This window comes from Aquaspirillum sp., from assembly GCF_055136605.1.
The window spans coordinates 1-15,787 of record NZ_JBSQVP010000045.1; the positions used below are offsets into that span (position 1 = coordinate 1).

General features: G+C 51.5%; 8 protein-coding genes, 3 tRNA genes and 1 pseudogene. 4 read left to right on the forward strand and 8 right to left on the reverse strand.

Going from position 1 to position 15,787, the window contains the following annotated elements; all coding sequences use genetic code 11:
- Positions 1-314: 314 nt before the first annotated feature.
- Together ACTBZS_RS08555 and ACTBZS_RS08560 are read right to left on the reverse strand one after the other, a co-directional pair.
- A complete protein-coding gene (locus ACTBZS_RS08555; RefSeq protein WP_463043842.1) occupies positions 315-1,808 on the reverse strand; it encodes a hypothetical protein in 1,494 nt (497 codons plus the stop codon).
- Entirely contained in the window at positions 1,809-6,701 is a 4,893-nt protein-coding gene (locus tag ACTBZS_RS08560) for an AAA domain-containing protein (protein WP_463043843.1), read from the reverse strand. It abuts the gene before it with no gap.
- A gap of 460 nt (positions 6,702-7,161) precedes the next feature.
- Here ACTBZS_RS08560 and ACTBZS_RS08565 point away from each other — a divergent pair, with 460 nt between their 5' ends.
- On the forward strand, positions 7,162-7,776 hold the full coding sequence (locus ACTBZS_RS08565; RefSeq protein ID WP_463043844.1) for a tyrosine-type recombinase/integrase: 615 nt from the start codon (positions 7,162-7,164) through the stop codon (positions 7,774-7,776).
- Between the two features lie 172 nt (positions 7,777-7,948).
- Here ACTBZS_RS08565 and ACTBZS_RS08570 read toward each other — a convergent pair whose 3' ends face one another.
- Both ACTBZS_RS08570 and ACTBZS_RS08575 read right to left on the reverse strand, forming a co-directional pair.
- Positions 7,949-8,320, reverse strand: a complete 372-nt coding sequence (locus tag ACTBZS_RS08570) for a hypothetical protein (protein ID WP_463043845.1) — start codon at positions 8,318-8,320, stop codon at positions 7,949-7,951.
- 295 nt (positions 8,321-8,615) lie between these two features.
- Positions 8,616-8,859, reverse strand: a pseudogene (locus ACTBZS_RS08575) (DUF3820 family protein).
- A gap of 294 nt (positions 8,860-9,153) precedes the next feature.
- Here ACTBZS_RS08575 and ACTBZS_RS08580 point away from each other — a divergent pair.
- A tRNA-OTHER gene (locus ACTBZS_RS08580) sits at positions 9,154-9,227 on the forward strand.
- A 105-nt stretch (positions 9,228-9,332) separates the two neighbouring features.
- On the opposite strand, the gene glnE is transcribed toward ACTBZS_RS08580, so the two are convergent.
- Together glnE and yaaA are read right to left on the reverse strand one after the other, a co-directional pair.
- Positions 9,333-12,008, reverse strand: a complete 2,676-nt coding sequence (gene glnE / locus ACTBZS_RS08585; RefSeq protein WP_463043846.1) for a bifunctional [glutamate--ammonia ligase]-adenylyl-L-tyrosine phosphorylase/[glutamate--ammonia-ligase] adenylyltransferase — start codon at positions 12,006-12,008, stop codon at positions 9,333-9,335.
- 81 nt (positions 12,009-12,089) lie between these two features.
- Positions 12,090-12,848 carry a peroxide stress protein YaaA gene (yaaA, locus tag ACTBZS_RS08590; protein WP_463043847.1) on the reverse strand — a complete coding sequence of 253 codons (759 nt, stop codon included), beginning with the start codon at positions 12,846-12,848 and terminating at the stop codon, positions 12,090-12,092.
- A gap of 129 nt (positions 12,849-12,977) precedes the next feature.
- Here yaaA and ACTBZS_RS08595 point away from each other — a divergent pair.
- Both ACTBZS_RS08595 and ACTBZS_RS08600 read left to right on the forward strand, forming a co-directional pair.
- Positions 12,978-13,054, forward strand: a tRNA-Pro gene (locus ACTBZS_RS08595).
- A gap of 18 nt (positions 13,055-13,072) precedes the next feature.
- Positions 13,073-13,148, forward strand: a tRNA-Thr gene (locus tag ACTBZS_RS08600).
- A gap of 148 nt (positions 13,149-13,296) precedes the next feature.
- Here ACTBZS_RS08600 and ACTBZS_RS08605 read toward each other — a convergent pair.
- Positions 13,297-14,148 (reverse strand): HNH endonuclease, encoded by an 852-nt coding sequence (locus ACTBZS_RS08605; RefSeq protein ID WP_463043848.1) that lies wholly within the window; start codon positions 14,146-14,148, stop codon positions 13,297-13,299.
- The gene (locus ACTBZS_RS08610; RefSeq protein WP_463043849.1) at positions 14,135-15,715 is read right to left on the reverse strand and encodes an AAA family ATPase; all 1,581 of its coding nucleotides are present in this window, start codon (positions 15,713-15,715) and stop codon (positions 14,135-14,137) included. The genes ACTBZS_RS08605 and ACTBZS_RS08610 overlap by 14 nt, the downstream gene beginning before the upstream one ends.
- Positions 15,716-15,787 lie beyond the last annotated feature (72 nt).

Consider the following 15,787-nt stretch of genomic DNA (forward strand, 5'->3'; position numbering starts at 1 on the left):
GTGGACGATGCGCTGGAGATTTCGGAGCAGACTGAAATCTAGCCGGCACCTTGCGGTCGTACGAGCACATTATCCGTGCGGCCGCTTTCTGGCATCATGCTGTATTCGTGCATTCGGCCAATTGCTGCCCTTCAACCCTCCGTCAAAGTCATCATTGGACAGGCTGCTCTGCTTCGGCTACAGACCTTGATGCTCAAGGTGGCGACAAGAATTGAACTGGCTCTTTCGACCTAATGTCATATGAAAACGCGTCTCGCCTAGGCGCTGCTTCACCGATGGAGGATAGCGCCCTCAACAGCCCCTTCACCTGAAGCTTATTCTTCGTCCTCTACCGCGCCCTGGTGATTTAGGCCGCTGTATTGAAGGAACTTACAACCATCTTCAAAAGTTAGGGCTTTTGCTCGGTCATCCTTCTGCGAGAACCTAGCTCGCCCTCCATACCTGCGTCTCGCCATCACTCCGTGAAGGAGCTTGTGTGCGGTGTCCAGATGCTTTGGTACAGAGGAGATAAACCCGATAGGAACCCAAAGGCCATTACTTCCTGGCAAGGACAGGTGGTAGACACCAACCATGAACGCGGTCGGATACAGCAGCAATTCCACCCGCCCGGCCATCAGCGGTCCCTCCTTTAAGGCCGGCCTGGAGAAATGGAGCTCATTGAGCTGGGGGTCACGGAATCTCGCGGTGACCTCGTTCTCTTGTCCTTGCTCCGCGTTGGCAAACAGAAACAGCGAATCAGAGGTCCCGCCGGTCTTCAGAACATTCGAGAACTGCGCGACTGCTTTCGAGAATGAGTCGCCCCGTCCCCACAGTTCATACTCTGGTGCCAGCCAAGCCATGGGCATCAGCAATTTTCCATGCCGACGCTTTCCCTCACGCCTGTCGCGGACACGGGCAACAATACGTTCTACGTTGTCGTGGAGATACAGGTTCCCAAAGACCGAATCCATCCCCTTCGGGTACTTGGCATTCCGGGTAACGTGGACATCTGCTAGGTAGCCCGCCAAGTCGAACTTCTTGCCTGTCAAATATTGCCCCATTAGCTTCAGGTCGAAGGCCTCAATGAACTCTTCCAAGCCAGGGGCACCGGGCGAAATTGTCTTGGGGATTGCAGCTGTGACCTCTTCATTAACGAACTGAAATAGCTCTGGCGGCGCCACCCGCTCAAAAGCCTCATCAATCTTCCGTTCTACTTGGCCCTCCTGGTCAATGGCAAACGACACTGGTACCGGAAGGTAGCTTCGCTTCTTACTCTCGATGTCCTCGACAGAATGGACACCGAAGGACTTATCTCGAAGGTCGTCCCGCATCGCAGCAATTTCAGGGTAACGCTGCCGGTAAGCGAGACGCGCTCTGTCTCTACTCTCTCCCAGAGCATCGTCTGCTGCATTTAGCTTGATGATGTTGTCTGTGGCTAACTCACCGCTCACCGACCGAAGTGGAGTAAACGAAATCAGGTCGAAGGTAACCGTGTCCTTTTTCAGCTCCACCTTGTTGAATCGGGGATAGTCACCACCAGCCTCTTCAAAGCGCTCAATGGCAAAAAGGCTGAGTTGGATGTCGTCCTCGATTAGCTCAATGAGTCCTTGCCGAGACAGAGACTCCACGACAGCCAAAGCCTCGCTATCCGTAAAACCGAAGTAGTCACGAAGGGCTGGCATTGAGACCCAGCCACAGATGCGCAGAAGCCTAAGAACGAACTCCGTGACGACCGGCAACCGCTCATCAAGGGCAATGTAGGCTTCGACCCGAAAGGTCTCGATGGGAAGACCAAAGGTAATACGATTAAATTCTGATGGAATGGTCATTTAATTCCCCTGAAACTGCTTCGCGGACAAAATGCTGGCACGGCCGGTTTCGGCCAACGACCGAATTTTGGTCAATGCCCTACCCAGTGGCAGATTGAGGTTCCTGCCTGTCCACATCTTGGTGGCGCCGACGATAAACAAGCGTTCCATTGCACGCGACATAGCCACGTTTACGCGATTCGGACTATTCAGGAAGCCTGGTGCATGCTGAGGGTTATTGCGGACAGTTGAGAGAATGATGATTCGGTTTTCCTTGCCTTGGTAGCTGTCGACGGTATCGACCTTGACCAGGCGACGGGCCTCGCCCAACCACGTGGCTTCCGCCTTCAATTGGTCGATGATTTGGCGTTGCTTCCCGTACATGCAAATAATGCCGATAGGCGGTTCCTGTGGTTGCAGGTCTTTCTTCAGGGTCGCCATGAAGTCATCGGACTCAATAATCTGGCGAAGCAGGTTCATAACGACGCGAGCTTCGGCCATGTTCCACTTGTCCTCACCACCTTCTGAAACCTGCTCGAATCCACGTTCTCCCAGCGGGGACGTGTCAATCCAAGTGACCTGGTTGGAAAAATGGTCTGGCAGTAGTTCGTAATACTTCGGCGGTACGCCACGTCCGGTTTCCAGCTTTCCGTTATAGAAGCAGGTAGAAACCACGTCACCAATGTCAGGTGCCATGCGGTATTGGCTCAACAGGGTTGTGCCTACCTTTCCGCCGTATTCAGAGTCGAAGATGCGCTCAAAGTCGCTGCTAAACAGCGACGAATCCTCTCCTACCGAGAAGCGCTGACAGATTGAATCTTTCACTTCCTCGGAGAAGGTTGGTGGTAGCTGACGATGGTCGCCTACCAGGAGAATGCGGTGCCCAGCCTGCATAGCAACAGCCAGTTCGCTTGGTGCCGCCCGGCCCGCCTCATCAATAATTACCCAATCAAAGATATTCTGGACAACGCCTGCTCCACGGTACCCAATGCCGACCAAGGTTCCGGCCACCACCGTCCTGGACTTGGCAAGAAACTCCGCGAAGTTAGCATCCGGCGACCCGAGGGCACTGAGCCACTCGTCGGACAGGTGTATTAACCGAGTCAAGCGCTCAACTGCATCCTTTGACCGGACTTCATGCTGTTGAACAAGTCTTCGCTGAAGCAGCGACACTGTTTCCATTGGAGAGAGGTCGGCTCCGACGTCGTAGACATCAGAAGCGATGTCGTAGAACGTCTCGACAAGTGCTCTGATGCGTGCGACCAGACCTTGACCTACCTGCTCGCCCTCAGATGCCTTCCTTTCCTCAAGCTTAGCGATGCGTTCGCTCAGCATGCCCAGCCGAAGGTAGAGGTCCACGAACTCGCCGGCGAAGTCACGAGGCAATCCCAGTGCGGACGCAAGGCCAACAATCCGCTCCTTCTGCTCAGCTTTGAATCGCTCGCGGTACGCCTGCTCAATCGACGTAGCGTGCAAGTGCCGAATTGAGTCAGAGACCGCAGACTCGCTGCCCAACCGAACTGCATTGAATTCAATGCCCTTGCTCCTGCATAGCTCTAACCCCTTCTCCAAGGCGTTGTTCACAGCTTCATGAGCCTGGCTGACCAAGAGGATTCGACGAGCGCTCTCTTTGGTCATCAAGTAATGCAGCAATGAAGCGATAAACCAGGTCTTGCCGGTTCCCGGAGGCCCCTGCAGCAAACTAATCGGCCCGTTTGCCAGGACCTTTCGGAAGGCCTCCTTTTGGCTGGGATTGAGCTTTTTATCGCCTTCAGAATACGCTTCAAGGTCCTCATCGGAGGGCTGGGCATATTCATTGGGTTGGAGCCCAGCGGTTTGCTCCCGCTCAAAGTAATCAATTAGCCCTGGGACGACAGCTTTGTCTCCAAGAATCCGGTCGACGGCAAACCGTCTCCGAGTAAACGACCCCTTTTCCAGGTTGCTAATGAGCCGCAGCTTGCTGCCAATCTTGAAATTGGCTTTCAGGAACGGCTTATCAATTGCCAGTTCAGCCAATTCCCCGAACGTCGTCTCTTTAAGATTGAGCTGACCACATTGTTTCCAAACCCCATCATTCGTCTGACTCTCAACGATGACGGTATCAGACCTCTCATAGTCAATAACGCCGTTGTCTGCATGGTATGGAATCAATATCTGGCCATCGTGCGAAGGATTGTTCCGCTCTTCGCCTGCGACAGTGACTGTCGTAAAGGCATCCTCCTCCGCATCCAGTAGTGCCTTCCAAAGCTCTGGTACTGGAACGCCAATCTCAGCAGAGGTCTGCTCCTCCGTAGACTCTTCCCCTTCATGCACCGTATCAATAGGTGCAGCAGCCGTCTCCGTTACCGCAGGAGGAGCTTGTACTGGGACTTTTCTCTTAATTCGCTCGTCTTGCAGCAGGACCAGCGCTAGTTCCCGGGCATCTGAGACAGAGGAGTCAACGAGGTTGATTCGGACGCGAACTTGAGCATCACCCAACGTCTGTGAGCGCAACAACTGGCTTTGGGAGATAGAGGTGGCACGAACGAACTCGGCAGTCTCTTCAGCAACATTCCAAGAAAAGGACAATTGCTTGCCGATACCGGTAACCCAAAAACGCATGCAGCCTTTGTATTTCTTATCCTCCCTAGCCTCGACGTGAAACGCGCGGTTATCAGCACGCATCTCCCCTGGCGCCATACCCGAGTAGGAAAGCTTTTGAACAAAGACATCAATCTCAGGGATTTCTTCGAGGTCACTTTGCCCGGCAGCCGCAACAGCCCTAGACAAAGGGTCTAAGGTAGACAGGGTTCTTTGCTCTAGGAGATTGGCAATCTCCTCATAAACCCGTGGTATCGGATATTCGCCTGCAGTCGGGTTTTCCCTCGAGCAACCCAGAAGCTCGGTCAACACCGCAGCGACGCTATACCGGTCCCGCTCAAACGGGGTCAGCGATTTGTAGTTGTCCGGGAGGTAAGCAGTTGTATAGTGGTCATCCGCCTCGAGGTGGAAGTCCAGGACGTCAATCAACACCACCGTTCCGTCAACCTTTACGATGACGTTTTGCGGGTGCAAGTCACCATGCGCGAACTCAAGCGCATGAATACGCTCAAGCGTATCCAGCATGGAACGAGACACTGACAGGCGGTCCTCGAAAGACGGGCCTTTATCCAGCCAGTCCGACAAGGTCAGCCCCTCAACCCACTCCAACGCGAGCAATAGGCTTCCGCGGGACAGTCCAAAATCAAACACCTTTGGCAGCCCAGGGATGCCGCAGCCTTTGATAACTCGAGCGCGCTCAAGGAAGGACAGCAAACGGACCGCTTGGTCTGGCTTCTTTGTATCGGGCTTTACCCCGAACCAGACCTTTACGAGCTTAGCCCCGTCAGCTTCATCTGACTTGAAGAAAAGAGCATCATCGGTATCAGTCAGCGTTACTCGGTCTGCTTGGTAGTCACTTTCGCGGGTCGCTGCTTTGAAGGCATCGAAAGCCTTCAGGTCGATGATATTTTCCTGCTTGCGAGCTGTAGCGGCATTGAACGCCTCGAGCATCTGACGTGCATTCTCAAACCTTTCGCCCGGCTCCTTGCTAAGAGCGCGCTTGATGAACTCCTCTAACACGCCGTCGAACGGGTCCTCTGCGCGCGACGCCCATTCATAGACGCCACCGACCTTTGGCGGTTTCTCACCAAACAGGATTAGATGTACCAACGCCCCCAGCATGAAGACATCGCGGCGATACGGCGTTGCGGCCGGCACCTCCTGTGCATCCTCAGGCAATGTCGACTGTTCGACCTTCACCTTGTCGCGGAAGGCACCCACCGTCTTCATTTCGGGATAGTAGGCGGCCGGGAAACCGGACAGGACCACCTTGGCTGGCCGGTCGAACCAGATGCTGTGGTCGCCAACATCCCGATGGGCCACACGAAGGTCATGTAGCTCAGCAAACTTGGAAAGGAGCGCCTTCGTCAGGGTCAGCCGTTCCTCTGCTGACAGCTTCGGTAGAACGCTGTGAGTGAACTCCGCCAAGCGTGTAACCTTGCTTGGCAGGAAGAACAATTCTGAAAAGTCCAAGGTGACGTCGTTCGGACTCTTACGCGCCACAGGCCGCAAAAGGCTTAACGACAGCTCTTCATTGCGGTCCGCCACATATTCGTAGACTCGTTGCTCACGAAGCCCTATGAATGACCGGTCTTTCTCTCCAATGAGCTCCAGGCCGATTGCAGTGAAATCCCATTGGCGCAGCAGCGCCAACGTAGTTTGGTCGTCCTTTGCCGCTGCCCGGAACTCGTTGTACAGCTTCCTGGGATGTTCGAAGATTGGATTGGGCTCAGGACGGAAGCCATCGACAATGTAGTCTCTGGGTTTGAACGACGGCCCTTCGAAAAACGCGTCGTACTTCACAAGGTAGTCCAGCGGGTTGAAAAGAACCTTGCCCCACAAATAGTTTTTGTAGCACGTCTGGTATCGGAAGGTCAGGAACTCGGTCATTGTCAGGACCGAGCGCTCTTCGTCGGGCGTCAACTTCATCGTTTTGACGTCCCCATGCATCACCACATACGAGCTGATGAATGGCGTCTTGTCCCGACCAATCTTCTGTTGCATCAAGCCAGCAAGCTTCTTTGCATTCAGATTGGCCTTGGCTACTGGCGATGTTCCTCGACACTCGCCATCCAAGTACCACTGTTGCCCATCCGATTCGAGTAAATTGCCATGCCAATTCTTTAGTTCAACGACGACGATATGGGCATGCGTGACAAGCACTAGGTCGAAGTCATCATCCCCCGCTCCTCGTCCGCCTCGAGCAATAGCAAATGAGGCATAACCCTTCCACTTACGACTGAAGTCCGAACCACTGAAATCTTTTTGGATTTGTTGGTGAGCCTCAACCTCGGCCTTTGGCACGCCGGTCTTTTTAAGGATTTTGATTTCCATTTTTGGTCTTTTTTATAGGCAGATTTGGCAATGCCCAGTTTAGGTCAACAGGTCAACACACTAGAAACATGCCGACAGCCTATCTCAAAACAGAGTCAGTTGGGAGTGATACACACCGCCAAAATGCCGGTAAATACAGGCCTAGAACTAAACTCATGGGACCTTGGTTATACCTATACCATTGCGGGTCACAAATTTACTGCTCAGGAACCATAACCGACCTTTCTAGGCGAGGTCGACAACTTCCGCTTCTGGCCGGGTTGGCTCAGTGACGTAGGCAACTAGCTGGCCAGAAAGCTGCCATTGAACGGGGGCAGACGCAGCGTTTGCCATCCGAATTGGATGGCTACCCCGACAGGCCGCTCATGGCCGACAGCACGAATGCGAAATCTTACCCCATACCAGTCACTTGCGCACAGGCCGGAAACTATGACTCCGATCAACAACTAAGGAGTCAAAGATGGAAACCATCAACAAACGCGAAGCCTGGAACAAGGGAAAGCTCGTCGGTCAGAAGCCACCCCTCAAGCCGAAGGACATTTGGGCTATCCGCATCCACCTCCAGAATGCTCATGCGGTCCGCGACCTCGCCATGTTCAACCTGGCCATCGACAGCAAGCTGCGGGGCTGTGATCTCGTCAGCCTGCGGGTCCGCGATATCACCCACGGAAACCAGGTGCTATCTCGCGCCATGGTGACCCAGAGGAAAACACAGCGGCCAGTGCAGTTCGAACTGACGGAGCCGACGAGGGCGGCAGTGTCGGCCTGGCTTGAGAAGTCACGTTTGCGCGGAGATCAGTTTCTGTTCCCGAGCAGGGTAGCAAAGTCGCCACACGTCTCGACACGGCAGTATGCACGGATCGTGCATCACTGGGCCGAATTGGCCGGTCTGGACTCATCGGTCTATGGGACGCATTCCATGCGGAGAACCAAGGCAACGCTGATCTACAAGCGTACGAAGAATCTGCGGGCCGTTCAGTTGCTACTTGGTCATTCCAAGCTGGAGAGCACCGTGCGCTACCTCGGCATCGAGGTGGACGATGCGCTGGAGATTTCGGAGCAGACTGAAATCTAGCCGGCACCTTGCGGTCGTACGAGCACATTATCCGTGCGGCCGCTTTCTGGCATCATGGAATGAGTGCTTTCGAGACTGATTACAGCCAGTCAGAAAATGGGGATGTGGAGCAGGCTCTCTACAATTAGCAGAGTGGTTCGCCGCGCCAAAGGACACCCATCAGACAGTTTCGTCAGTAGGTCTGCGTTACCCATTTCCTAGCATCCTCTATGGAGGAAAATACTCGTACAGGAAATGGGCTAAGTCCGTTGCTCATATACGCATTGACTACCTCTAACACATCTGGATTGCCACCGCACACAGCAACCTTAATCTTGTTGTTCGTTGCAGAGGCGGCCCCATCAATTGCTGCCGAATATTCGATTTCGCTTTCGTTACAAGCAAAGCGACCGCAGTCACTGAAGTCATGAATCGAGTAGTGCAAGATGTCAAAATCGGGGTGGGCATGTCCCCGTTCCTGCATGTGTATAAGCTCAGAAGCCGTGGCATCTCCCCACCATTTGATGAGCAGTCCATGTTTTTCTGGGATGATTTTGTATGGCACGGTTTCGGAATTATTTGGGTCGACTCGAGTCTAGTCCCCCCCCCAAGTTATGCAATATCACTTTAGTCGTAGCTGATCCCTGTCCAAACTAGGCTACGAATCAATCGGCTGCCAATGACTGCAAACTCCGCATACCTGTCATAGAGACTGGAAATCGATACTCCCGCTTCGGGTCGAATGTGTGAGTTCGCCGGGATAGGAAGCTGACCTTCGAGTCCGATTGCCGATGAGGGTCAGCTTACCGCCAGACTGCCGCCCGACAAGGACTGATCCGGCAACGGCAGCACTGGCCGAACTACTGCCTATCGCACACCGTTGTTATATACGGGACGCTTGATTCCTGACACCTGAGCGGCGACAAGATGTCTTTAAGCCCGTTATGGTCAATCTCCTGCATCAAAGCGAGCAGGCGACCGATCTCCCCCTCTGGAAACCCCTCGCGGGCGAACCAGTTAAGGTAGTTCGGCAATGATTGTTCCCTTGTGTTTGCCGAAAGGCATGACGCGGGAAAGCAGTAGTTCAAGATCCTCAGGGCGCATTCAACTCACATCGCTTTGGTAGGGATACGTCTGGAGGCGCGTGGACAATGATGAGAATTTTTTGCATACATGACTTCAAAGTGTCGATATCGATTGGTTTTTGGATATGTGATCCAGGACCTGAGCAGATCGTGTCCCTGAGCATGAATATTTTATGCCTTAGAGGTGTGTGACAGGTTAAAATTGACACTTGCGATGCTGCAATTTTGCTGCAATGGGTGCAGCAAATAGCAGGATTCTGCGGTAAGGTGCGGTAATCTAACCTGCTGTTTATCAAAGGTAATGTCGCGTATCTCTTTGATAAATATAGGGGCTAAAACGGACTGTTAATCCGTAGGTCCCTGGTTCGAGCCCAGGTCGAGGAGCCAGAATTCAAGAAAGCCCCACAGAATTGTGGGGCTTTTATTTTTTATCAAGTCAAAATCAGTCATTCTGATAAAAAACGGGCGCATTGCCGCGCCCGTTAACTATTTTTATCCCGCAAACACGGCATCCCAGAGTTTTTGAACAGCGGTATAGTGTTGACGTAAAGTCTGATCGACCTCGACCTTTGGCGCTTCATTCAGGCGTTTGGCATGTTGTAAGCGGCGATAGTGCCGATACGCTGCTTGTCCTGCTTCGGCCAATTCACGGTCGATTAAATCGGCATTCGCCGCCAATCCCAATAGTGCAATATTGCCAATATTGCCTGTCAGTTCGGGGAAGTAGTGCGAGTGCGCCAGCACCAGATATTGCACCAAGAATTCAAGATCGATGATGCCACCGTGGGCATGTTTGATGTCATGATCGACAGCAGGGTGGCTATCACGCATTTTTTCCCGCATCCCCAACACCTCTTGTCGGAGCACTTCGCGATTGCGTGGGGCCGCGAGGACCTCAAAGCGAATTTTTTCAAACTGATCGCCAATAGGTACATCCCCTGCCACAAAGCGGGCACGGGTAAGCGCTTGGTGTTCCCATAACCACGCTTTTTTCTGCTGATAATTGCGGAAAGCTTCCACCGTACTGACCAGCAAACCAGAGGCACCATCTGGACGTAGCCGCAAATCAATATCGTATAACACCCCAGCTGGGGTGGTGGCCGTGAGCCAAGTAGACAGTTTACGCGCTAATCGTGCATACAAATCTGCTGCGTCGGGGTGGGGGTCGTCATACAGAAAAATAATGTCTAAATCAGATACATAGCCTAATTCCTTACCCCCCAATTTACCGTAACCAACAATAGTAAATTTCGGTACCTCGATATGGCGTTTTGAAATATCTAACCACGCGTGTTTTAGCGTTGCTGCCAATACGGTATCAGCTAACAGCGAAATTTGGTCAGACAGCGCCTCTAATGGCCACATTCCCGCTAAATCCTGCGCCACTAAACGAAATTGTTGGGCATGTTGGAAATGGCGCAGTGTGTCCATTTTTGCTTCAACATCTTTACCGCAGGCTGTTAATTTTTCGTCGAGTTCAGTGGCGAGTTGTGCCCAGTTGGGTTCGGCGTATAGCACACGCGCATCAAGCAATTCATCAAGCAAAATTGGGTGGCGGTTGAGATAGTTCGATACCCACGGGCTGGCAGAGTAAAGTGTGGCCAACCGGCGCAGCGTTTGTGGATATTCATTCAACAAAGCCAAATATGGCCCACGTCGGCTGATGGTTTCCATCAAACTTAAAATACGCACTAAAGTTTCATCGGGATTAGCAAACCCTGCTGCGACTTCAATTAAAGACGGAATCAAACCATCAAAACGCTTGCGATTGGTGTCAGGAAGCTGGCGATAGCGTTGGCTATTGGCCAGCGTCGCCAGATGGCGGGCAGTTTCACGGGCATGATGATAGCCTAAAATAGCTAAGCGGTTTTCTTGTTCATCGTTGGGTTCGCCGCTGGCATCTTGCCATAAGCTGGTGAGAGGATGCGAGCTGTGGTCATCAGAGGGTAAAACAAAGACTTGTTCAAAATGGCGATGCACCTGATTGCGCAAACGATTTAGCGAAGCAATAAAACCATCCCACCCAGGATAATCCATGCTTTCTGCAATTTTGAGCTGCATCTCAGTTTGGGTGGGCAAGGTTTGCGTTTGCTGATCGTCTAAATACTGTAAGCGATGTTCTAAATCACGCAGAAAACGGTAGGACTGTTGCAACTCATCTACCGTATCGGCTTCTAATAATTTCAGATTAGCCAGTTCTTGTAATGCGGTACGGGTTGAGCGTGTTTGTAAGCGTGGTTCACGGCCACCGCGAATTAACTGAAACACTTGGGCAATAAACTCGATTTCACGAATCCCACCGGGCCCCAATTTGATATTGTCGGCCATATCACGCCGCGCCACTTCGCGTTGGATTTGGGCATATAAATCACGCATGGCGCCATAGGCGTTGTAATCAAGGTATTTGCGATACACAAAAGGTCGCACGATATCGGATAGCCCCTGATCTTCACCACTGATAATCCGGCCTTTGATCCAAGCATACCGTTCCCATTCTCGTCCTTGGGTCAGCAGATAATTTTCAAAAGCATTGAAATTCATCACCAACGGCCCTGAATCACCATAAGGGCGTAGTCGCATATCGACACGGAACACAAAACCATCACCGGTTGGTTCAGCAATGGCTGCGATCAAACGCTTACCTAAACGAGTGAAAAATTCTTGGTTCGAGAGACTGCGTGATCCGTTGGTTTCGCCGTTTTCTGGATAGAGAAAAATCAGGTCAATATCTGAACTGACGTTCAATTCATACCCACCCAATTTACCCATACCCACCACAATCATAGATTGTGGCGTCTGGCTTTCGTTGCCGATGGGCTGGCCATATTGTGCTAATAGTGTGGCTTCGATATGGCGGTGGGCCGTATCGACAGTGACGTCGGCTAACAAGCTAATCGTGGTTAATACTTCATCGGTATCGGTCAAACCACCCACATCACGCACAATCAACCGCGCCATGACCGCCTGCCGCAATTTACGCAAAGCACGCTTTAAGGCGTCCTCGTCATGGGCGGGGATGTCTTGTAAACGCGCCAACATGGCCTCTTGGGTAAAAGGCTGGTCGTGATGGCGCAGAATATCTTGTGCAACATCAGGGGCAGAATCGAATAAGCGTCGTAAGTAGTGACTATGGCCAAGGGCACGGCTGACAGCAGGGGCATAAGACATCGCATTCTCCTAGAAACTCACACCATTTTCGCACGAATGATGAAGCAATAAATGAGATTCGTCTGCTGGGTAAGGTATACGTTAGCGACGAAACACCCAGCGGTGGGTATCAGATGCTTCTGCGGTAAACCGATAGCCTTCACGGTCAAATTGTTTTAGCTGTTCGGGGTTTTGAATACGATGGTCAATAGCAAAGCGCACCATCAGCCCCCGCGCCCGTTTTGCATGGATGGCAATGACTCTATAGCCGCCATTTTTTTGTTCTTCGAATACTGGTGTGATGATATGAAAAGCAGGGTTAGCCGTCACTGATTTGAAGTATTCCTCAGAGGCAAGGTTAATCAGTTGTTGTGAGCCCATTTCGGTTAGGGTGTGGTGCAAGGTGGTACTGATGCGCTCACCCCAAAATTGATACAAGTTTTTTCCGCGTGGATTGAGTAAGCGTGTGCCCATTTCTAAGCGATAGGCTTGCATACGGTCAAATGGACGCAATACGCCATATAAGCCCGATAAAATACGCAAGTGGCGTTGGGCAAATAGCTGTCCCGCGCTATCTAAACTGGCCGCATCCAGACCTTCATACACATCACCCATAAAGGTATACAGCGCGGCACGGGTGTCTTGTGGCTGGGGAATTTGCCAATCGTGGTAGCGAGTGAAATTCAGATAGGCTAATTTGTCGCTGATTTGCATGAGTTCGGCTAATTCAGCAGGAGTTTTTTGTCTTAACACTGCAACCAGCTCTGCCGCTTGTGGCAGTAGTTCAGGATCGGTGTGGTGGGGCAGTTGGTAGGGAGTGTCGAGGTCGAGGGTTTTGGCGGGGGAAATCAGCATTAACATATTCAAAAAACCTTGGGGAATGGGGCAAGATGGTAGATTGTACCGCCATTCGGAATCTTGCTATGCGCGGTAATTTTGTCTATTATTCATCCCCTCTTCTTTGCCATGCAAAGTGCGCAGTTTTGACTACGGGGTGTAGCTTAGCCTGGTAGAGCGCTACGTTCGGGACGTAGAGGCCGGTGGTTCGAATCCACTCACCCCGACCAATTGTAAAGTTTTGATGTGCCGATATAGCTCAGTTGGTAGAGCAGCGCATTCGTAATGCGAAGGTCGTAGGTTCGACTCCTATTATCGGCACCACAGACACTAAAAGCAGTGCCTAGCATTGCCAAATAAACCCAGTAAAAGCCTTGTGCCTACTGGGTTTTTTGTTGTTTGTAGTGGCTGATTGGCAACTGCCGTGATATGACGAACATTATTTCGCTTATGTAACCTAGCCTATCAAATTTTAGCTTAAATAACGGTATCCTTCCTCACAAAACCAATCAGAACCAGCTAGCGCTCTGTACATTGCCGCTTGCCAACCGTTCAGGTTGGCTTTGCTCCATGAGCGCGCATCCTCGCTTAGAATAAATCGAACCTCATCTTTACCACCACGATCACCTGCCGCTTTCAGTTTTTCAGCAATGCCAGCGAGTGTTTTTCCTGCTTGCGAGGCATAGAGTTTCGCTAAATCAAGTTCTTCAAAGTGCCAAACAAGACGCTTAGCCAGCGTTTTATCACAGTCGTTTGGCGGCGAAACGCGAAATCTGAGCGCGGGAGGTCTAGTTTGATCCAAATCGGCGACCAACCAGGTGTCAGCTGGCAATTCGTCGTAGTACGGGTGAATAAACTGCTGATCAGCAGCCGCTGGGTGGTATTCGCTTTTTGTATGGTTGCATTCGTGGCAGACAGGAACCAGATTAATTGGAGTTACTGCAAGGCTTGGATTTTTGGCTTTCGGTAAGTAATGATCCAGTGTTGATACATCGCGTTGGCCACACATTGGACAAGTGCCGTTTCTCGGAGTCAGCATCAACTTATCATAGTATTTCTTTCGAACTGGGGAGGATTTTCTGGCGAAAACGGTGACGTACAGGTCCTCCATTTCCGAAGTTGTTACGGATTTTGCTACACCTTGTTCGGTCTTGATTTCATAGAAAGCAAGTGACTTAGCTTTTGCTTCGTAGGTGCTTTCCGCTGCGACTATGTCTGCTGTAATTCCCTCAAGTCTTGTCTTGAGATTTTTATCTCTTTTTACAGGGATGCATTCTTTAAAGACAGCAGAAGCGGAGTATTCGGGACACTCAATTTCCAGCATCTTGCTTCCCCCTACTGCTTGCGGCAATCAGACCGCGTGTAATCGCTCTTGCCTCCGACCCTAGTTGATCACCGAAATGATCAAGCACTTCTTCATAGCCTAACCCCGTCTCCACGGCCTTCTCCAGCAGGCTGTGGAAACCTGAGCGCGTGACCTCTAAACCAAAGACCTCGCTGGTCAATACTCCGACATTCTCACCAAATGTCTCAAGCGTTGGCCGTTCGGCTACAGACACCACACCAGAACGACGCAGTTTCCAGACGCAGGACATCGGAACTTCTTGCAGAACGACCGGGGAGTGGGTAGCCACAATCGCAACCCCGTTGCGCTTACCCAGTAAGTCAGCTACCGCTCGAATGAATGCAGCAAGGAGAGGGGGATGAAGATGCCCTTCCGGCTCATCCAAAATCACTAGCGTCCGCTCGTCAACGAGCTCTACCAAGCGAGTAATTGTCAGTAGAACGATTGCGTGCCCTGAGCTTAGCCTCCTGAATAGCCACTTGGCGGCATCGCGCCAAGTGGCTTCATCGAGCTGAAGCAACTCTCCAACACCAGCATCTTCAAATAATGGATCGGCTTCAAGTGTCGCTAGAGATTGAAGCCAACGCTTTGCTCGTGGTCCGCTTCTGCATACGCTAAGGCTTTGCACAAAATCCTCGGCCAGCATTTCAGGTGTCTTTACCTGAAAAATTTCTCCTCTACCTTCTTCGATTTTATGTCGCAAGCCAACCTGGGAGGCACGCATTCCCGAATCAATCGCCGGCGGGATATCAAAATCATCGAATGCGCTGAACGAAACGGAAACTACGCCAGCGAATTCCCAATCATTGGCGTTATCTCCTAGACGCTCCAGCAGCCCGCTCTGTGCATCGGCCTGCGTGCCGCGTAAAACAGACCGGATTAAGTGTTGAATGCATCGCGTCTTTCCGACACCATTCCGCCCAATCAGCACATGAACATTTGTGGGAGGCTCCGTGTGAGGCTTTACCTTGAAGGTTAAAGTGGGTGGCTTTTCTCCCCTTTCGCTTACGGGGAATGTGAAGCTGAACTCAAAGCGGGTCAATACAGCATCCCCCTGAGCTAGTCGGTGATAGCGATTTCGGACATTACGCTGCTGAACATCTCTAAGGAGCGATTCCGACATAACGTCTTCCGAAATGTTCTCCTCGAAGATGGCCAAATCGTAGGCACAGTCTCGCAGTCCCTTCAGGATTGCAATCCTGAAATCTTCATCAAGCTCGTTTAGCGTCTCGTAGTAGTTTTCACTTTGGCCTATCGAGAAATGTTGCTTGTCGAGATTGTCAAACTCAGTGGGAAGAGTTGGTGCTCTGAATCCTATTTCCAATACTTCGCCCCTGCCTCGGGGTTGCAACCCCTTTTCACCAATTTTTACTGAGCCAGGGAAGTGGTCTTTTCCGGCACCGTCAATTACATGTACCGAGAATTGAGTTCTGTACTTAGCCCAATCATCCCATCTGTCGATAATCAGATAGACGTGATCTCTTTTTCGAGATGAGGAGTCTGGAAGATTTTCCATAACTGAAAAAAGAGGAGAAGACAATTGCATTGTGTAAAATCCTCGCATCAAACGTGTGCTTGAAATCTGGATCGGATTTGTATCACTTGTAGATATCTCATC

What these genes read in the sequence shown, in the direction of transcription:
- ACTBZS_RS08555 (WP_463043842.1), bottom strand. Translation starts at nt 1,808, where the DNA reads ATGACCATTCCATCAGAATTTAATCGTATTACCTTTGGTCTTCCCATC.
- ACTBZS_RS08560 (WP_463043843.1), bottom strand. Translation starts at nt 6,701, where the DNA reads ATGGAAATCAAAATCCTTAAAAAGACCGGCGTGCCAAAGGCCGAGGTT.
- ACTBZS_RS08565 (WP_463043844.1), top strand. Translation starts at nt 7,162, where the DNA reads ATGGAAACCATCAACAAACGCGAAGCCTGGAACAAGGGAAAGCTCGTC.
- glnE (WP_463043846.1), bottom strand. Translation starts at nt 12,008, where the DNA reads ATGTCTTATGCCCCTGCTGTCAGCCGTGCCCTTGGCCATAGTCACTAC.
- yaaA (WP_463043847.1), bottom strand. Translation starts at nt 12,848, where the DNA reads ATGTTAATGCTGATTTCCCCCGCCAAAACCCTCGACCTCGACACTCCC.
- ACTBZS_RS08605 (WP_463043848.1), bottom strand. Translation starts at nt 14,148, where the DNA reads ATGCTGGAAATTGAGTGTCCCGAATACTCCGCTTCTGCTGTCTTTAAA.
- ACTBZS_RS08610 (WP_463043849.1), bottom strand. Translation starts at nt 15,715, where the DNA reads ATGCAATTGTCTTCTCCTCTTTTTTCAGTTATGGAAAATCTTCCAGAC.